The organism is Rahnella inusitata (assembly GCF_003263515.1).
Taxonomy (GTDB): Bacteria; Pseudomonadota; Gammaproteobacteria; order Enterobacterales; family Enterobacteriaceae; genus Rahnella; species Rahnella inusitata.
This window is the reverse complement of the sequence record NZ_JYDE01000017.1, coordinates 266,842-285,274: the sequence shown is the minus strand read 5'-3', so window position 1 is coordinate 285,274 and position 18,433 is coordinate 266,842. Positions and strand designations below refer to the sequence as shown.

Below are 18,433 nucleotides of genomic sequence, written 5' to 3'. Positions count from 1 at the left end.
GATAAAAACGTGCTCTGACGCACATTTTATCATTCAGGTGTTTGTCCCAACTGTGCGCGGCGGGTAGTCTCGCTTCGTTTGGCAATTTTAGTAACGATTTCATCGTTAAGGACAGCAAGGGATAACAACAATAATGGTCAAGTCTCAACCGTTTCTGAGATATATCACGCGGATAATTCCCGCGATTGGCGCAGCAATTATTCTCACTGCGTGTAGTGGTACACATTCTTCGAACACAGAAAACGCGCAAACTGATATGCGTGCAGTAAATGACAAAGACGGTCTTCTACTGCAAGCCTCTCAGGATGAATTCGAAGCAATGGTTCGCAGCGTCAACGTAAAATCCAAAATTATGGATCAGTATGCTGACTGGAAAGGCGTTCGTTATCGTTTAGGTGGTGACAGCAAGCGTGGTATCGATTGCTCAGCCTTCGTTCAGGTAACATTCCGCGAACAATTTGGTATGGATTTGCCTCGTTCAACGTATGAACAGGAAGAAAAGGGCAAGAAAATCCAGCGCACGAAACTGCGTCCGGGTGATCTGGTTCTGTTCCGCGCCGGCTCAACAGGCCGTCACGTCGGCATTTATTTAGGTAACGATCAGTTTGTTCATGCCTCCACCAGCAATGGTGTGATGATTTCAAATCTGAAAGAAACTTACTGGAATGCACGTTATCGTGAAGCAAGACGCGTATTGGCTAACGGTTAACCGTTACCCCATGATTTAGCTCTTGTTGTTCTATGCCAAGCGAATAAAAAAACGTCATCTTCGGATGGCGTTTTTTTATGCTCCGATTTTCCCTTTATCACTGCCCGTAATAAAAGACTGATGTTTTTTTGGCTGAGTTATACTTTGATTTCATCAGTCAGATAAAGGTTAACTCCCATGGGTTTAAAAGCGGCGCTGACGCACAGCGTATTGCCCAAACGCCGTTATTTAAAAAGAAGCCTTTTTTTCTCCGTCTTATTTTTTATTTTATTTACCCTCATCACTCTCAGCGTCATCAAAGCCAATAATATCCGCGAACAAAATGAGATTGCTAAAAGAACAGAGCAATTCAGCGCCCGCTATTTTCATCAGTTAACCGACAGTATGCGCAGGCTGGGCTTGCTCACCGCCGAACCCTGCGCGTCCGTTGCCCGCGAAATTAACCGGGACGCAGCGTTCAGCGTCGGTGTGCGGGACTTCCAGCTGGTGCGTGATGGCATGGTGTTCTGCTCGTCAGCCTCAGGTAATCAGAACGTTCCAGCCAATACCACGCTGCGTGAAATAGATTTCACCCAACCGATGGCCGTCAGTTTGCAGATGGGGACGGCCGCGGTGCCGAACCGCCCGGTGATCATCGTCTGGCAACGTAATCCTGGCTCCCCTGACGACGGCGTGATCGCCACGCTCGAACTGACGTTATCGCCATACATGCTATTTTCCCAGCCCGGTACGGGATATCGCGGATTTGCCCTGCTGGTCGGCAACGCGGCGCTGTTATCGACAGAAGAAGGATTAGTCTCACTCAACGAGTTGCCGCGCAGCAATTACACCGAGATCAAAGCAGGCGACTATCCTTTTACCATCCGCCTCTACTCCCCTTCCCTCACCGCCGACAATCTTCGTTTTACGCTGCTGGGCGGTCTGCTGCTGAGCATATTCGTCTGCACGCTGATTTATCACAGTTACCTCAATCGCCACAACGTGGAAAAAGAGATCCTGCGCGGGCTGAAAAACAAAGAATTTTTTGTGGAATATCAGCCGGTGATTGAATCACGCAGCATGAAGATTACCGGCGTCGAGGCATTGTTACGCTGGCAGCATCCGATTGAAGGTCGCATTCCTCCTGACCTGTTTATTGCCTATGCGGAAACCCAGGGGCTGATAGTCCAGCTGACCCAACATATGATGGCGTTAGTGGCTGCCGATGCGCATGAGCTGCAACGCGCATTTTCCGATAAAGCCAAGCTGAGCATCAATATTTCCCCGCATCACATGAACAAAGTCAGCTTTCATGATGATGTCCTGAACTTTGTCGAAGCGCTGCCGGAAAACGCGTTTCAGGTGGTTTTCGAAATCACCGAACGGGGAATGATTGATACCGAGGCGGCGATACGCGAGTTTAACTGGCTGCGTCGGCATAAAATTGAAATCGCCATTGATGATTTTGGCACCGGCCACAGCGCGTTAATTTATCTGGAAAAATTCACGCTCGATTATCTCAAAATCGACCGGGGTTTCGTCATGTCGATTGACCAGAAAACCCTGATCGCACCCGTACTGGATACCGTTCTCAGGCTGACCGAAGAGCTGAAGCTGAAAACCGTGGCCGAAGGCGTGGAAACGCACCAACAGGCCGACTATCTGCGCAATCACGGCGTCACCTACCTCCAGGGTTTTTTGTACAGCAAACCGCTGGGCATCACCGTTCTGATGGACTTCATTCGCGACTTCAACGAAAAAGAGGCGTGCTATCACATCTGAGCCGCCAACTGCTGCCCTTTGCGGCGCTATTTTTCTTTTAGGCGTCTGCAGCTGAATATGATAAAAAGGCCGAAATCAGGGAAGTCGCCGAAAACGGGCGCGTTACAAGGCCTTAGCCATAATTTATTCATCACTGAACGACAGCCCGCGCCTAAGCCGCAACTTGCTGTTGTCATCACAGGAGTGCAGATTCAGGATGTTTTCTCGCGTGATTGCCGCAGCATTGTGCCTGCTGAGCCTCGGGGCTCAGGCTGAAGTTATTCAGGACAGCTATGCGTTCGCGATTTTAGGCGAACCGAAATACGTGTCCAACTTCAGTAGTTTTGACTACGTCAATCCTGCCGCGCCTAAGGGCGGCCAGGTGACTCTCGCGGCCATCGGCACCTATGACAACTTCAACCGCTTCGCCTCCCGCGGCAATCCGGCCGTGCGTAGCGGATCGCTCTACGACAGCCTTTTCACCACCTCCAGCGATGAGATTGGCAGTTATTATCCGCTGATCGCCGATTCTGCGCGTTACGACAGCCAGTACCGCTGGGTGGAAGTGGATATCAATCCGCGTGCCCGTTTTAACGACAACAGCCCGATCACCGCCAGCGATGTTGCCTTCTCGTTTAAAAAATTCATGACCGAAGGCGTATCGCAGTTTCGCGTGGTGTACAAAGGCGTCGAAGTGAAAGCCATTTCGCGCCTCACCGTGCGCATCGAACTGCCGAAGCCGGACAAAGACATGATGCTCGGGCTGCTCGGTTTGCCGATCCTGCCGCAGGCGTTTTGGGAAAAACACAAATTCAACGAACCGCTCAATACCCCACCGTTGGGCAGCGGGCCTTATCGCATCAGCGATTACAAACTTGGCCAGTACATTACCTATTCCCGCGTGCCCGATTACTGGGCAGCTAATTTGCCGGTCAACCGTGGCCGGTATAATTTCGATACCATCCGCTACGACTATTACCTCGACGACAATGTGGCGCTTGAAGCCTTTAAGTCCGGCGCGTTTGATTTCCGCATGGAAACCTCACCGAAGAACTGGTCAACGCAGTATCAGGGCGGTAATTTCAGCAAAAACTTTATTGTGAAGGCCGATGAGGAAAATCAGGCAGCACAGGATACCCGCTGGCTGGCGTTCAATTTGCATCGTCCGCAGTTTGCCGACCGCAAAGTCCGCGAGGCCATAACGCTGGCTTTCGATTTTGACTGGATGAACAAAGCACTCTATTTCGGCGCCTATCAGCGCGTTGACAGTTATTTCCAAAACACGCAGTACGCCGCGAAAGACTACCCTGACTCAGCCGAACTGGCGTGGCTGGGGCCGCTGAAAGGTAAAGTACCGGCTGAAGTGTTCAGCAAACTGTATCAGCCGCCGCGCTCCGACGGCAGCGGTAACGACCGGATTAATCTGTTAAAAGCGACGCAACTTCTCAAAGAAGCAGGCTGGGAAGTGAAAAATCAGGTGCTGGTGAACGGTAAAACCGGCAAGCCTTTTACCTTCGAACTGCTGCTACCCAGTGGTGGAAATTCGCAGTACGTTCTGCCGTTCCAGCATAATCTGCAACGTCTGGGCATTAAAATGTCGATTCGCGAAGTCGACAGTTCCCAGTTCGTACGCCGTATGCGCCAGCGCGATTACGACATGATCCCGGCTGTTTATCCTGCCAATTCTTATCCGAGCAGCGATTTACAGATTTACTGGAACACCAAATATCTCGATTCGACCTACAACAAATCGGGTATCAGCGATCCGGCCATCGACAAACTGACCGAAGAGATCGCCGCTAATCAGGGCAATCCTGATGCACTGCTTTCCCTTGGCCATGCGCTTGATCGCGTACTGACGTGGAATATGGTGATGATCCCGATGTGGTACACCAACCACGAGCGTTATGCTTATTGGGATAAATTCTCGATGCCTGCCGTTGCGCCGTCTAACGGGATGGAGCTGGATACCTGGTGGTATGACATGAACCGGGCCGCCCGCTTACCTGCGGAACGCCGCTGAGGAGAACGCCGTGGCCGCCTATTTATTACGACGACTGCTTCTGGTGATCCCGACCCTGTGGGCTATCATCACCATCAACTTTTTTATCGTGCAGATAGCACCCGGTGGCCCGGTTGATCAGGCCATTGCGGCCATTGAGATGGGACATTCCAGCGGCCTGCCCGGCGCGGGCGGTAACTCTGGTAACGGCAAAGCCTCGCCGGGCGTTGCACAGTTTGGTGAAGGCCAGTACCGCGGCGCTCGCGGCCTGGATCCGGAAGTCATTGCTGAAATAACCCATCGCTTCGGTTTCGATAAACCGCTCCACGTCCGCTATTTCGAGATGCTGTCGAGCTATGTGCGCTTTGATTTTGGCGACAGTCTGTTTCGTGGCTCGTCGGTGATGGGGCTGGTGAAAAGCGCGCTGCCGGTGTCGGTAAGCATCGGCTTATGGAGCACGCTTATCATCTATCTGGTGTCGATCCCACTGGGTATCCGCAAAGCGGTGCGAAACGGCACCAAATTTGATATGTGGAGCAGCACCTTCATCATTATCGGCTATGCCGTGCCGTCATTCCTGTTCGCCATTTTACTGATCGTGTTATTCACCGGCGGCAGCTACCTCGATTGGTTCCCGCTGCGCGGCCTCACATCACCCAATTTCGATACCCTGCCGTGGTACGGTAAAGTCACCGATTATCTCTGGCATATCACGCTGCCAGTGCTGGCCACGGTGATTGGCGGCTTCGCGACGCTCACCATGCTGACCAAAAACTCGTTTATGGATGAAGTCGGCAAACAGTACGTAGTGACGGCGCGCGCCAAAGGCCTCAACGAGAAACAGATTCTGTACCGCCACGTTTTCCGTAACGCCATGCTGTTGGTAATCGCCGGTTTTCCGGCCACGTTTATCAGCATGTTTTTCACCGGTTCGTTGCTGATTGAAGTGATGTTCTCCTTGCAGGGCCTGGGATTGCTAGGCTACGACGCCATTGTGCAGCGCGATTTCCCGGTGATGTTTGGCACGTTATATGTCTTCACGCTGATTGGCCTGCTGCTCAACATCATCAGCGATATCACCTACACGCTGGTTGACCCGCGTATCGACTTCGAGGGACGCCACTGATGCCCTTACTTAAAGTAAGCACTGTGAATCAGGCGCGCTGGGCGCGTTTTTGCCATAACCGGCGCGGTTTCTGGTCGCTGTGGATTTTCCTGGTGATCTTCGTTCTGGCGCTGCTCTCCAACGTACTGGCCAACGATAAGCCGATTCTGGCACGCTATCAGGGCCACTGGTTTGTGCCTTTCATGGTTAACTACAGCGAAACCACCTTTGGCGGCGAACTGGAAACGCCTGCCGATTATCAGGATCCCTTTGTGCTCAACCAGCTGGAAGACCACGGCTGGGTTCTTTGGGCACCGATTCGCAGCAGCTTTAACTCCATCAACTTTGCCACCACGCAGCCCTTCCCCTCTCCACCTTCCGCGCAAAACTGGCTGGGCACCGACAGCAACGGGCACGACGTGCTGGCACAAATCCTTTACGGCCTGCGGATCTCGCTGTTTTTCGGCATTTTGCTGACGTTATTCTCATCGCTGATTGGTGTGACGGCCGGTGCCGCGCAGGGCTATTACGGCGGGCGAATTGATCTCATTGGACAGCGCTTTATCGAAGTGTGGTCAGGCATGCCTACGCTGTTTCTCATCATCATGCTGGCGAGCGTCGTGCAGCCCAATTTCTGGTGGTTGTTGCTGATAAGCGTACTTTCCGGCTGGATGATTCTGGTCGGCGTGGTGCGCGCGGAGTTCCTGCGTACCCGAAACTTTGATTACATCCGCGCGGCGCAGGCAATGGGCGTCAGCGATCGCGCCATTATGCTGCGACATATGCTGCCGAACGCGATGGTCGCCACGCTGACCTATCTGCCGTTTATTTTGTGCGGCTCGATTACCACGCTTGCCTCGCTGGATTTCCTCGGCTTTGGACTGCCGCTCGGTTCGCCTTCGCTCGGCACGTTGCTGATGGAAGGTAAAAACAATTTGCAGGCGCCGTGGCTGGGCATCAGCGCCTTTGTGGTGCTGGCCTCGCTGCTGTCACTGCTGATTTTCATTGGTGAAGCGGTTCGCGACGCCTTTAATCCGTCGGCTCAACACCATGAGGCGCGCTGAAATGACAGACACTCCTCTTTTACAGATCAAAAATCTCAGCGTGGCTTTCCGCCAGGGAAATCAGCTGCGCGAGGTGGTGAGCGACGTCACGCTGGATATCCGCGCCGGGGAAACACTGGCGCTGGTGGGTGAATCCGGCTCAGGCAAAAGTGTCACCGCGCTGTCGGTGCTGCGCCTGCTGCCCTCGCCGCCGGTGAGTTATCCGCAGGGCGAAATTCTGTTCAACGGAAAATCCTTGCTGCACGCCGATGAAACCACGCTGCGCGGTATTCGCGGCAACCAGATTTCGATGATATTTCAGGAGCCGATGGTTTCACTGAACCCGCTGCACACTCTTGAAAAACAGCTGGCCGAAGTGCTGATGTTACACCGCGGTCTGCGCGGTGAGGCGGCGCGCGGCGAGATTATCCGCTGTCTCGATCGCGTGGGTATTCGCCAGGCTGCCGCGCGGCTGAAAGATTTTCCGCATCAGCTCTCCGGCGGAGAACGCCAGCGCGTGATGATCGCCATGGCCGTCCTGACCCAACCCAAACTGCTGATTGCCGACGAGCCTACCACCGCGCTGGATGTTTCAGTGCAGGCGCAGATCCTCTCCTTGCTCGACGAACTGAAGCAGGAGATGGGCATGGCAATGCTGTTTATCACTCACAACCTGCGCATCGTGCGCCGTCTGGCAGATAATGTCGCGGTGATGCAGCACGGGCGTCTGGTGGAGCAGCAACCGCGCACCACGCTGTTTAGCCAGCCGCAGCACCCGTATACGCGCCAGTTATTGCTGGCCGAGCCACAGGGGCGTCCGCAGCCGCTTACGGGCGAACCGCCGATATTGCTTGAAGTGAAGAATCTGAACGTCGGGTTTCCGGTCAGACGCGGCTTTCTGCGCCGCACGGTCAGCGTCAAACACGCGGTGAATCAGATGAGTTTCCAGCTGCGTCGCGGGGAAAGCCTCGGCGTGGTAGGGGAATCCGGTTCGGGGAAAAGCACTACCGGGCTGGCGTTGCTGCGCCTGCTGAAATCACAAGGCGAAATCTGGTTTGACGGCCAGCCGTTGCACACTTTTTCACGCCAGCAAATGCTGCCCTTCCGCAGCCGGATTCAGGTGGTGTTTCAGGATCCGTTCTCGGCGCTGAACCCGCGATTTACCGTCGAACAAATCATCGCCGAAGGCCTGCTGGTTCATCGTAAAGTGACGCAAAAAGAGCGCGAACAGGCGGTGATCCGCGCCATGCAGGACGTGGGGTTGGATCCGCAAACCCGGCAGCGTTATCCGACCGAGTTTTCAGGCGGCCAGCGTCAGCGCATCGCCATCGCCCGCGCCCTGATTTTAGAGCCGGAAATGCTGATCCTTGATGAGCCGACGTCGTCGCTGGATAAATCGGTGCAAGCGCAAATTCTGGCGATCCTGAGCGAACTGCAACAACGTCGCAGCCTGACCTATTTGTTTATCAGTCATGATTTGCACGTCGTGCGGGCGCTGTGCCACCAGCTGATGGTGTTACAAAACGGAGAAGTCGTTGAACAAGGGGATTGTGAGCAAATTTTCACCGCGCCGCAACAGGCTTACACCCGCGAATTACTGGCCGCGTCTGATGCATTTGATACGCAGAAGGAATGAAACGAGACGCCTGACGCAGTGATCGTCAGGCTGTCAGAACGGATAAAGCGCGGTGATCGATTCGGCAATGGCCGCCCCGATATTCTTCAGGCAGCAGAGCGTGGCGCTTTCATCTTCGCGACGCACAAACAGACAAGGCTCGCCGTCGATTTCGACGATCGCCGCTTTCACCTGGATATCTTCCAGCGCGTTGGTCAGCTGATGCATCACCTGCCAGGCAAACTCACCCTCATGGCTCAACAATTTCAGGCCAATCAGATTGTTATCTTCTTCGTTGCCAGGCAGCGGAATCGGTTCAACTTTGATACCGGCAAAACCTGACATCCAGCGATAACTTTGCGGCAAACGATGTACTACCGAAAGTTGGATATTATTCACGGGATTCCCCAGACAATGATTCAAACAAATCATCTACAAATTCGTTACATCTATACCAGTTATAGACGACGGAATGTGCTTTTCCCAATTTACGCTCAAATAATTAACATTAAATTAACGCAATCAGTCATACATCCGTAATCTGTAACCCTTTTTAGTCCGCTCCCAATGGTTCTGAGAGCCAGATCTCATTTTGGCTTCTTTGTAACCTTTTCAGCCTTATTTAACAACCATTTTCATCATTAGCGGCTACTTTTTAACTTCTATTTCTTTACAATTAATATACAAATTACAGGGGGGTGAAAAAACCTTCACACCTAAAAACCCATAAAAATCAGGAAAGTGCTCCTTTTAACCGACGGCATATCCCCTGACCGCGTCACTAATTTCATAGTGAAATGAACCGGTTGGTTACACTTTTTATCGCGCCGCATCATACGTTAAAATCTGGATCTAATGTTAATAAATCCGCACAATTTGTTTGCACAAAACCCTCATTTTTGGCTTATCATCCGCATCGTTATTACTGATATAACCTGTCAGGATGAAAGACACCCGCCTTAACCTTCTGATAAATATCATAATGAGTCGTTGAATTACGCATTCCTGAGTCATTTGGCTCACACCCAACCCAGCGAGAAATGAGATGGAAAACGATCCTTCAATCAATGGAAACAATGCGACCGCGAATGGAACCGGTTTCAGTCGTCGCGAACTGCTGAAAGGTTTAACCTCAGCGATGGTCGCCACCACCCTGCTCGGCTTTCCCTTCCTGAGTCAGGCCGAAAAAGAAACCGCCACGCAGTCGCCGGTGATCTTCGGGCAGTTCTATCTGGTCTCACAGGCCATCACCGAACATAAAAATATCAGCGAAGGCTCTTCAGCCCAGATTTTTAACGCATTCCACCGCTCGCAGCCGGATTTCGCCGCACAGGTCAGTAAACTCCACGCGCTGGTCAGGCCGGGGCAATCCGCCAAAGCCTTGCAGGAAGCCGCGAAGCAAAACGGCCTGGGTGAACTGGTGACCAGCATCGTCACCGCGTGGTACACCGGCACTGTCGGTCATGGTACCGATTCCATTCTAATTTCTTATAAAGATGCCCTGATGTACCGCCCGGTAAGCGACGGCCTGATTGTGCCGACCTACTGCGGCAACGGTCCGCTGTACTTCACCGCCGCGCCACCCGACGCCGCGATGCCTGAATCAATGAACGCTGACCGTTTCACCAATACTTCTGAATCTGCTGATGTGAGCAAAGCCTGATGAAAAAACCCGAATTTACCGCAGACGGCGATGCGTCTGCTGATGTGATCGTTGTCGGTTCCGGCGTCGTGGGCGGCATGATTGCCGATCAACTGGTCAGCCAGGGATATTCTGTATTGGTGCTGGAAGCAGGTTTGCGTATCGAACGCGCGCAGGCAGTAGAAAACTGGCGCAATATGCCGTTTGAAAACCGCGCCGGCTCTGATTTTCAGGGGCTTTATCCGCAGTCAGAGAACGCCCCCGCACCGTTGTACTTCCCTGAAAATAACTATGTGCATCTGACAGGCCCGAGCGCGAGCAGCTTTAAACAGGGTTATCTGCGCACCGTCGGCGGCACCACCTGGCACTGGGCGGCGTCCTGCTGGCGTCACGTCCCTAACGATTTCAAAATGAAGACGTTGTACGGCGTGGGTCGAGACTGGCCGATTTCCTACGAGGAACTCGAACCCTATTACTGTCGCGCGGAAGAAGAAATCGGCGTAGCAGGTCCGAACGATCCTGCATTGCAATCCCCCGTGGAGCGCAGCAAACCTTACCCGATGGAACAGGTGCCTTACGGTTACGGCGATACCCGCTTTGCCGAAATCGTTAACCCGCATGGTTACCGCTCGGTGCCGATCCCGCAGGGCCGCAGCACGCGTCCGTGGAACGGTCGCCCGACCTGTTGTGGTAACAATAACTGCCAGCCAATTTGCCCGATCGGTGCGATGTATAATGGTATCGCCCACGTCGAACGTGCCGAAAACAAAGGCGCCGTGGTACTGGCCGAAGCCGTGGTTTACAAGATTGATACCGACGAAAACAACAATGTGACGGCGGTTCACTGGCTGGATAATCAGAAGAAATCACATAAGGCGACCGGCAAAGTCTTTGCACTGGCCTGTAACGGCATCGAAACCCCGCGTCTGCTGCTAATGGCTGCTAACGAAAAGAACCCGAACGGTATCGCCAACTCATCCGATCACGTTGGCCGTAACATGATGGATCACTCCGGCTTTCACTGTACTTTCATCGCTAAAGAGCCGCTGTGGATTGGCCGTGGCCCGGCGCAGAGCAGCTGTCTGGTCGGCCCGCGCGACGGGGATTTCCGCAAGGATTATTCCGCCAACAAGATGATCCTCAACAACATAAGCCGCGTGATCCCGGCAACGTCCAAAGCGTTGCAGATGGGTCTGGTGGGCAAAGAGCTGGATGAAGAAATCCGCCGCCGTTCTATCTTCGGCGTGGATTTATCCATCAGCCTGGAGCCTTTGCCGGATCCAAACAACCGCCTGACGCTTAGCACCACGCGCAAAGATCCACACGGCCTGCCGTGCCCGGATATTCATTACGACGTCGGCGATTATGTACGTAAAGGTGCGGAAGCGGCGCACAAGCAGCTGGAACATATCGGCTCGCTGTTTATGGCAGAAGAATTCAACATCACCACCAGCCTGAACGCCAACAACCACATCATGGGCGGCACCATCATGGGCAATGATCCAAAGGATTCCGTGGTCAACGGCGAATGCCGTGCGCACGACCATGCCAACCTGTGGCTGCCGGGCGGCGGGGCGATCCCGTCCTCCAGCGTGGTGAACAGTACGCTGACCATGGCCGCGCTCGGTCTGAAAGCAGCGGATGATATGGCGAAAAAACTGGCGGGTGCAGCATGAAGAAAATCCTTGTTGCCTGCCTGTTAAGTGCCTCACTGAGCGGATTCGCACTCGCGCAGGATAATCAGGCGGAGCTTATCCGCCAAGGGCAAGAGGTGGCGACTGCGGCCGACTGTCAGGCCTGTCACACCGCGCCGGAAGGCGGTAAAGCCTTTGCCGGTGGGTATGAAATCCACTCTCCGATGGGCACGATTTACACCACCAATATCACGCCGTCGAAACAGTTTGGTATCGGTAACTACACCGAAGAGCAGTTTGTCCGTGCGGTGCGCGAAGGGGTGCGTCCGGACGGCGCAAACCTCTATCCTGCCATGCCTTACACCTCTTACAGCCATATGAGCGATGCCGACATGCATGCGCTCTATGTCTATTTCAAAGAAGGTGTGAAGCCGGTCGAGCAGCCAAATACTGAAACCGCCCTGCCGTTCCCGTTCAACATGCGTATTGCGATGGCCGGCTGGAACATGATGTATCTCGACAGCACGCCGTTTAAACCGGATCCGACCAAAAGCGAGCAATGGAACCGTGGTGCGTATCTGGTGAACGGCGCCGGTCACTGTGATACCTGCCACACTCCGCGTAACCTGATGATGGGTTCCGTGACGGATAAACCACTGGCGGGCGGCATGGTCGGTCCGTGGTATGCACCGAACATCAGTTCTGATCCGGTGAGCGGCATCGGTAACTGGTCGCAGCCGCAGCTGGTGGAATACCTGAAAACCGGCAAAACTGCCGGGAAAAATCAGGCCGCCGGTGGCATGGCAGAAGCCGTGCAAAACAGTCTGCAATATATGTCTGATACCGATCTCAATGCCATCGCCTTCTACCTGAAAAACAGCACGCCGGTACGTGACCCGCGTGATACGCAGGCAGCGGATACCTTTGGTAAACCGGTCAATGTGGAAGACGGTCTGCGCGGCGCGCATCCGTACAACGCCAATCACACCATTGATAACGGTGCCGCGTTGTTTAGCGGCTACTGCGCCAGTTGCCACCAGCCGGACGGCTCAGGCAGCAAAAATCAGGCGTATCCGTCGTTGTTCAACAACACCGCCACCGGCATGGGTAATGCCTCCAACCTGATTTCCGCCATCCTTTACGGCGTAGATCGTCAGGTCGGTGACCATCACGTGCTGATGCCGAAATTTGGTGTGGGTTCGTACGTCGGCCAGCTCGACGATCAGCAAATCGCTGACATCTCCAACTATGTGTTGAAGAATTACGGCAACCCGACCATTGAGGTCAACGCGCAGGATGTCGCGGTGTTACGTGCAGGGGGACCGGTCACCCTGCTGGCACAGCTGCAACCGTTCATGGCTCCGGCGATGGTCGCGGGCGTAGTGATTCTGTTGGTGCTGATTTTCTGGCTCGGCAGAAGGCGTAAACACAAAGCGGCGTAATCTTCCGCCGCTGTGAAATGCAATGCAAAACGGCCCTGTCTGGGCCGTTTTTCTTAGTTTTCTACGTTTATTCAAGATACTGAGTCACCTGACCACTAAAGGGGACTTCCAGGCCATCAATACTTATTGATTGATTAAACTCAAACGTCACTTCTTCAGTATTTTCAGGAATAGCAGACCAGATAATCTGGCCATTATTATATATCCCTCCATTACTGACAGAGGTGACAGGAATTGGCGAACCATCAACATTTATCACAGGATCATTAAGGGTAAGTGAACCGGTATTTGGCACAGGGTCTATCTGTACATCCTGTGAATTTACATCCAAAAATGTTAAAGACTTCATTCCAGATAATGCAGATAAATCACTAATGCCATTATCCGATAACTCAAGTTGCTCTAACTGCATAAGACCCGAAAAGTTCGATATATCTGTCATTCTCGAACCCTGAAGATATAGATTTTTTAAGATTACCAAATTTTCAATGCCGGGACATGTGCGGATATTATTACTGCTCAGATTAAGGCTTTCTAAAGAAGTCATTTCTGAAATGAAATCACCGTAGGTTAAACTATTATTATTCAGATCCAGATCGTTAAGATGAGTAAGATTTTTCAGAGGAGAGCCCGTGGTAATGTGGTTTCCTCCTGCAGCAAGGCGCGTAAGTTGCGTCATGTTCACCAAAGGCTGTAAAGACGTTAACTGATTATATTCAACATTTAAATAAGTGACATTAATAAGATTTTCTGCACCTGTAATATCCGCAATACCCATTTCCGCACAGCTAATCTGACCCGTTAAACCCGCGAGCTCGGTATCTGTCAGAGGCATAGCAGGGAGTTTACCAAGATGATCATTCAGGCAAGCACGAAATTTATCATCGGGGACATTCACCACTTCAGTGGCCAGACTCCAACATGAATACAGTGAACTGCTGATAGTTAAAAGTAAAAAAGGCAGTAGTTTATTTTTAATGAACATATTAACCCTCCGGTTGACTTAAGTTATTTCACATCTAACAGCGCGTTCTCTGTTAGATTTTCAAAGTAACATAATCAAAAAGAGGAATAATTAGGTCAGAGACGTGTCATTACTGAGACAAAACCATTTGAAATAAATATATTTTAATAATTTTCATTCATTCAATAAATATATAACTGAACGGGAATGATATATAAACCATCAATCCCCGTTTCCAGTCATTATCCCCGTCCGACCAGTGGCATGGCACTCGCCATTACGGTCATTGTCAGAACGTTGGTATCGAGCGGTAATCCGCCCATAAACGCCACCGCTTCCCCGACGCGTTCCACCGGGATCACCGGCTCCTCAGCGATTTGCCCGTCGGCCTGCATTCTGCCCGCCAACGCCTTGTTACCCATGTCAGTCGCCGCATTTCCCACGTCGATTTGACCGCAGGCGATATTAAACGCGCGGCCATCAAGCGCCGTGGATTTGGTCAAGCCAGTGATCGCATGTTTGCTGGCGGTGTATGGGGCAGAATTCGGGCGCGGAGACTGCGCCGAAATCGATCCATTATTGATAATGCGCCCTCCCTGCGGCGACTGCTGTTTCATCAGTTTTACCGCCGCCTGAGTACACAAAAAAGTGCCTGTCAGATTGGTATTAATCACTGACAGCCAGTCTTCTACCGCAAGCTCTTCGATTGGCACATCTTTCACGTTATTACCGGCGTTATTGAACAACAGATCCAGCCTGCCGAAAGTTTGCTGAATTTCCGTAAACAGCGCCGCCACGGACTGCGGGTTGGTAACGTCAAGCTGCCGCGCCACCGCCTGCCCTTGCGCGAACTGTGCGACGGCCTGCTCCAGTTTTTGGATATTCCGTCCGGCCAGGATCACTGTGAATCCGGTGGCGGCCAGCGCCTTCGCGGCGCTTAACCCGATGCCGCTGCCACCGCCGGTGATGAGTGCAGTCTTATTCATCGTAACTCCTTATTAAACAGCCGCTAACATGCCGCCATCAATGAAAAGAAGATGCCCATTGACGAAGTCCGAGGCCTTGGAAGACAGATACACCGCACCGCCTACCAGCTCTTCCGGATTTCCCCAGCGCGCAGCCGGCGTACGTTTGCACAGCCAGTCGGAGAACTCTTTGTTATCCACCAGCGCCTGCGTCATGTCGGTTTTGAAATAGCCCGGCGCAATGCCGTTCACCTGAATATTGTAGCGCGCCAGCTCCACGCACATCCCGCGCGTCAGCATTTTCACCGCGCCTTTAGACGCAGCGTAAGGCGTGATGGTGTCGCGGCCCAACTCACTTTGCATTGAACCGATGTTGATGATTTTGCCACGCTCACGTTGGATCATATACCGCGCCACGGCCTGCGAAACGAGGAACACTGATTTCTGGTTCACGGCGATCACGTCGTCCCAGTCTTTTTCCGGAAACTCGGTAAACTTGTGACGGCGCTGGATCCCGGCGTTATTAATCAGCACGTCAATCGGTCCGATTTTGCTTTCGATATGGTCAATCGCCTGATTTACCGCCTGACTGTTGGTGACATCAAACGAGACGGCGTGAGCGATAAATCCTTCGGCGCGCAGTGCTTCCGCCGCTTTCTGTGTAGATTCAGTCTGTGTGCCGTTGACGATAATTTCGGCACCGTGCTGCGCCAGCCCTTTCGCCAGCAGGAAACCCAGACCGCGCGTGGAGCCGGTAACCAGTATCTTTTTATTATCCAGTGAGAAGAGATTTGTCATAGCGTTGGCCTTATGAGGGAAGCGGTTCCAGGAAGTTAGCCACACTACAACGTTTTAGGCGCGGGCAAACCGTGATGCAGATCACTTTGAAGGATGTTAAAAAACCCTGTTACCCCTGATGTGATCATCATCATTTTGATAACAATCTCCGGCGCTTTCTGTTTCAATATTCAGGTAACGTTATTGAGCAAAGCAGTCAGGAAAACCAGGACAAAAAGCATGAGAAACCAGCGCGTGACACTACAGGACATCGCCCAACTGGCGGATGTTACCAAGATGACGGTCAGCCGTTTTCTGCGCACGCCGGAAAAAGTGTCTCCTGAAACCCGCGAACGCATCACCAAAGTCATGGAAGAAGTCGGGTATCCGCTGGAAGAAGCGCGCGGGCCTGCCAAAGCGCCGCGCATCGGCATCCTGGTACCCTCGTTCAATAACCAGATTTTTTCCGATTTGCTGGCCGGTATTGAATCCGTCACCGCCGCGCAGGGCTACCAGACGCTGGTCGTTAATTACGATTACAGTAAAGAGCGCGAAGAAGAACACATCATCAACCTGCTGGGTTATCAGCTGGCGGGGCTGATCCTCACCGATTGCGTCCACACGCTGAAAGCCGATAAATACCTCAATGCCGCCGAAATTCCCGTCGCGCAGGTGATGGATCTGGATGATACACATGGCCGCATCGCCGTCGGTTTTGACAATCAGCAGGCCGGTTACGATATGGCAAATACCCTGCTCGCCAGCGGCAAAGAACATGTGGTGTATTTCGGGTCGATGTCTGACGCGCGCGACCAGAAACGCTATCAGGGTTACCGCCGTGCGATGGATGAACGCGGACTCACGCCGCTGCACATCACACCCAATAAAGTCTCTTCAGTGTCGATTGGCGCAGGCATGTTAGCGATGGCGCGTCAGCTGGATCCGCAGACTAACGCGATTTTATGTACCAACGATGATATTGCGGTAGGCGTGTTACAGGAATGCCTAAAACTCGGGATCCGTGTCCCGCAGGATATGGCAATTTCCGGCTTCCACGGGCTGGATATCGGCCTGGCGACCACGCCACTGCTGGCCAGTGTTATTACCCCGCGCTTCGAAATGGGCAAAGTGGTGGCCGAGATATTGCTTAAGAAAATCAAAAACCTGCCGACCATCGAACGCGTCGATTTACATTACCGGATCTCTCTTGGCGGCACCATTTAACGCGGCCTGCGCCCTTCTCTTCAGGGGTAAACATCCCTTGTCCCCTGCCCGAAGTGTGGCGCAGGATCACGTTACGGGTAACACCTTTTCTTAACATAATTCAACGTGACTCATGTCACGAAATACTTTCCTCAAAATGCTTTTATTAGGTCATCGCCGGATACAAGTACACAGAGGAAAGAATATGAATAATAAGATTCCTAAGGCCCGCTGGTTACGCGTCATTGCTCCCATTCTTATCGCCTGCATTATTTCGTTCATGGACAGGGTGAATATTAGTTTCGCCATGCCCGGCGGAATGGATGCCGAATTAGGCATTACCGCCTCGATGGCCGGACTGGCTGCGGGTATTTTCTTTATCGGTTATTTATTCCTGCAAGTCCCCGGCGGCAGCCTCGCCGTTCACGGCAGCGGTCGCAAATTTATCGCCTGCTCGCTGATTGCCTGGGCAATCATTTCCATCCTCACCGGCTTTATCACTAACCAGTACCAGCTGCTGTTCCTGCGCTTTGCGCTGGGCGTGGCGGAAGGCGGGATGCTGCCGGTGGTGCTGACCATGGTCAGCAACTGGTTCCCGGACAAAGAACGTGGCCGCGCCAATGCCTATGTACTGATGTTCGCACCGTTGGGCGGGATGATCACGGCTCCGCTGTCTGGCCTGATTCTGGACACGCTCGACTGGCGCTGGTTATTCATCATCGAAGGAGCATTGTCCTTTGTAGTGATGCTGTTCTGGTGGTTCACCATCAGCGATCGTCCTGAAGAAGCCAAATGGCTGTCTGAACGCGAACGCGATTATCTGGTGACGGAGCTGAACCGCGAACGCGACGCCCTGCGCGCACTGGCGCCGGTGAATAATGCGCCGCTGAAAGAGGTATTTCGCAACGGTTCTATCGTCAAACTGATCATCATTAACTTCTTCTATCAGACCGGGATTTACGGCTACACGCTGTGGCTGCCCACCATCCTGAAAAACCTGACCGGCGGCGACATGAGTTCAGTCGGCATGCTGGCCATCATTCCTTACGTGGGCACGATGCTGGGGATCCTGGCGATGTCGGTGTTGTCCGATAAAACCGGTAAACGCCGCATGTTCATCGCCCTGCCGCTGTGTGGATTCGCGGCCTGTCTGGCGGCGTCGGTGGCTTTTGGCCACAACATCATGGCGGCCTACGGTTTCCTGGTCGGTGCCGGTTTCTTCCTGCAGGCCGCCACCAGCGCCTTCTGGACCATTCCGGGCAAAGTCACCACGCCGGAAGTGGCCGGCAGTGCGCGCGGTGTGATTAACGGTCTGGGAAATCTGGGCGGTTTCTGCGGCCCATATCTGGTCGGCGTGCTGGTCAGTCTGTACGGTCAGAGCACGGCGATTTACGCCCTGGTCGCCTCGCTGCTGATTGCAGCTGCGGTCACCACGCTACTGCCGAAAGAGTGTGATATGGCGCTGATCCCCGGCGCTAAAGCCAAAGCGATGGCCGATGAATATGCCAGAGCCAAAGCGGCACGCAGGGTTCAGGGAGTTAAAGCGGAGATAGTGGGTTAACTATTAACGCATCCCTCTGCGATGGGAGAGG

General features: G+C 53.0%; 15 protein-coding genes. 11 read left to right on the top strand and 4 right to left on the bottom strand.

The window, feature by feature from the left end; translation table 11 throughout:
• Positions 1-133 precede the first annotated feature (133 nt).
• The 6 genes from mepS (at position 134) to yejF (ending at position 8,235) form a co-directional block, all read left to right on the top strand.
• The gene (gene mepS / locus TU92_RS11170) at positions 134-709 is read left to right on the top strand and encodes a bifunctional murein DD-endopeptidase/murein LD-carboxypeptidase (protein WP_112167147.1); all 576 of its coding nucleotides are present in this window, start codon (positions 134-136) and stop codon (positions 707-709) included.
• Between the two features lie 177 nt (positions 710-886).
• Positions 887-2,470, top strand: coding sequence for a cyclic di-GMP phosphodiesterase (locus TU92_RS11165; RefSeq protein ID WP_112167145.1), 1,584 nt, complete (start codon positions 887-889; stop codon positions 2,468-2,470).
• 196 nt (positions 2,471-2,666) lie between these two features.
• Positions 2,667-4,472 carry an extracellular solute-binding protein gene (locus tag TU92_RS11160; protein WP_112167143.1) on the top strand — a complete coding sequence of 602 codons (1,806 nt, stop codon included), beginning with the start codon at positions 2,667-2,669 and terminating at the stop codon, positions 4,470-4,472.
• A 10-nt stretch (positions 4,473-4,482) separates the two neighbouring features.
• Complete coding sequence (locus TU92_RS11155; RefSeq protein ID WP_112167141.1) at positions 4,483-5,577, top strand: microcin C ABC transporter permease YejB; 1,095 nt, start codon at positions 4,483-4,485, stop codon at positions 5,575-5,577.
• Positions 5,577-6,620 carry an ABC transporter permease gene (locus tag TU92_RS11150; RefSeq protein ID WP_112167139.1) on the top strand — a complete coding sequence of 348 codons (1,044 nt, stop codon included), beginning with the start codon at positions 5,577-5,579 and terminating at the stop codon, positions 6,618-6,620. Before TU92_RS11155 ends, TU92_RS11150 begins: the two co-directional genes overlap by 1 nt.
• Before the next feature lies 1 nt (position 6,621).
• Positions 6,622-8,235, top strand: coding sequence for a microcin C ABC transporter ATP-binding protein YejF (gene yejF, locus TU92_RS11145; protein WP_112167137.1), 1,614 nt, complete (start codon positions 6,622-6,624; stop codon positions 8,233-8,235).
• Positions 8,236-8,268: 33 nt separating this feature from the next.
• Here yejF and TU92_RS11140 read toward each other — a convergent pair whose 3' ends face one another.
• Positions 8,269-8,613 (bottom strand): YejG family protein, encoded by a 345-nt coding sequence (locus tag TU92_RS11140; RefSeq protein ID WP_112167136.1) that lies wholly within the window; start codon positions 8,611-8,613, stop codon positions 8,269-8,271.
• 646 nt (positions 8,614-9,259) lie between these two features.
• Between TU92_RS11140 and TU92_RS11135 the strand changes: the two genes are divergently transcribed.
• Genes TU92_RS11135 through TU92_RS11125 form a run of 3 tightly spaced genes read left to right on the top strand, consistent with a single transcriptional unit; the run spans position 9,260 to position 12,932 of the window.
• A complete protein-coding gene (locus TU92_RS11135) occupies positions 9,260-9,877 on the top strand; it encodes a sorbitol dehydrogenase family protein (RefSeq protein ID WP_112167134.1) in 618 nt (205 codons plus the stop codon).
• Positions 9,877-11,532, top strand: a complete 1,656-nt coding sequence (locus TU92_RS11130) for a GMC family oxidoreductase (protein WP_112167132.1) — start codon at positions 9,877-9,879, stop codon at positions 11,530-11,532. Before TU92_RS11135 ends, TU92_RS11130 begins: the two co-directional genes overlap by 1 nt.
• Complete coding sequence (locus TU92_RS11125; RefSeq protein WP_112167130.1) at positions 11,529-12,932, top strand: cytochrome c; 1,404 nt, start codon at positions 11,529-11,531, stop codon at positions 12,930-12,932. The genes TU92_RS11130 and TU92_RS11125 overlap by 4 nt, the downstream gene beginning before the upstream one ends.
• Positions 12,933-12,999: 67 nt before the next feature.
• Here the strand turns inward: TU92_RS11125 and TU92_RS11120 are convergent, their stop codons facing one another.
• The 3 genes from TU92_RS11120 to idnO form a co-directional block, all read right to left on the bottom strand.
• Positions 13,000-13,917: an Ig-like domain-containing protein gene (locus TU92_RS11120; protein WP_112167128.1), complete on the bottom strand. Its 918-nt coding sequence runs from the start codon at positions 13,915-13,917 to the stop codon at positions 13,000-13,002.
• Between the two features lie 221 nt (positions 13,918-14,138).
• Complete coding sequence (locus tag TU92_RS11115) at positions 14,139-14,882, bottom strand: SDR family oxidoreductase (RefSeq protein ID WP_112167126.1); 744 nt, start codon at positions 14,880-14,882, stop codon at positions 14,139-14,141.
• A gap of 12 nt (positions 14,883-14,894) precedes the next feature.
• Positions 14,895-15,659, bottom strand: coding sequence for a gluconate 5-dehydrogenase (gene idnO, locus TU92_RS11110; protein ID WP_112167124.1), 765 nt, complete (start codon positions 15,657-15,659; stop codon positions 14,895-14,897).
• Positions 15,660-15,878: 219 nt separating this feature from the next.
• Here idnO and TU92_RS11105 point away from each other — a divergent pair, with 219 nt between their 5' ends.
• Both TU92_RS11105 and TU92_RS11100 read left to right on the top strand, forming a co-directional pair.
• Positions 15,879-16,862: a LacI family DNA-binding transcriptional regulator gene (locus tag TU92_RS11105; protein WP_112167122.1), complete on the top strand. Its 984-nt coding sequence runs from the start codon at positions 15,879-15,881 to the stop codon at positions 16,860-16,862.
• A gap of 184 nt (positions 16,863-17,046) precedes the next feature.
• Positions 17,047-18,402: an MFS transporter gene (locus TU92_RS11100; RefSeq protein ID WP_112167120.1), complete on the top strand. Its 1,356-nt coding sequence runs from the start codon at positions 17,047-17,049 to the stop codon at positions 18,400-18,402.
• Positions 18,403-18,433: the final 31 nt, after the last annotated feature.

Excerpts from the sequence above, each read along its gene's own strand:
- TU92_RS11100 (WP_112167120.1), top strand. The coding sequence starts at position 17,047 with ATGAATAATAAGATTCCTAAGGCCCGCTGGTTACGCGTCATTGCTCCC.
- idnO (WP_112167124.1), bottom strand. The coding sequence starts at position 15,659 with ATGACAAATCTCTTCTCACTGGATAATAAAAAGATACTGGTTACCGGC.
- TU92_RS11160 (WP_112167143.1), top strand. The coding sequence starts at position 2,667 with ATGTTTTCTCGCGTGATTGCCGCAGCATTGTGCCTGCTGAGCCTCGGG.
- TU92_RS11130 (WP_112167132.1), top strand. The coding sequence starts at position 9,877 with ATGAAAAAACCCGAATTTACCGCAGACGGCGATGCGTCTGCTGATGTG.
- TU92_RS11120 (WP_112167128.1), bottom strand. The coding sequence starts at position 13,917 with ATGTTCATTAAAAATAAACTACTGCCTTTTTTACTTTTAACTATCAGC.
- TU92_RS11135 (WP_112167134.1), top strand. The coding sequence starts at position 9,260 with ATGGAAAACGATCCTTCAATCAATGGAAACAATGCGACCGCGAATGGA.
- yejF (WP_112167137.1), top strand. The coding sequence starts at position 6,622 with ATGACAGACACTCCTCTTTTACAGATCAAAAATCTCAGCGTGGCTTTC.
- mepS (WP_112167147.1), top strand. The coding sequence starts at position 134 with ATGGTCAAGTCTCAACCGTTTCTGAGATATATCACGCGGATAATTCCC.
- TU92_RS11165 (WP_112167145.1), top strand. The coding sequence starts at position 887 with ATGGGTTTAAAAGCGGCGCTGACGCACAGCGTATTGCCCAAACGCCGT.
- TU92_RS11105 (WP_112167122.1), top strand. The coding sequence starts at position 15,879 with ATGAGAAACCAGCGCGTGACACTACAGGACATCGCCCAACTGGCGGAT.
- TU92_RS11125 (WP_112167130.1), top strand. The coding sequence starts at position 11,529 with ATGAAGAAAATCCTTGTTGCCTGCCTGTTAAGTGCCTCACTGAGCGGA.
- TU92_RS11150 (WP_112167139.1), top strand. The coding sequence starts at position 5,577 with ATGCCCTTACTTAAAGTAAGCACTGTGAATCAGGCGCGCTGGGCGCGT.
- TU92_RS11115 (WP_112167126.1), bottom strand. The coding sequence starts at position 14,882 with ATGAATAAGACTGCACTCATCACCGGCGGTGGCAGCGGCATCGGGTTA.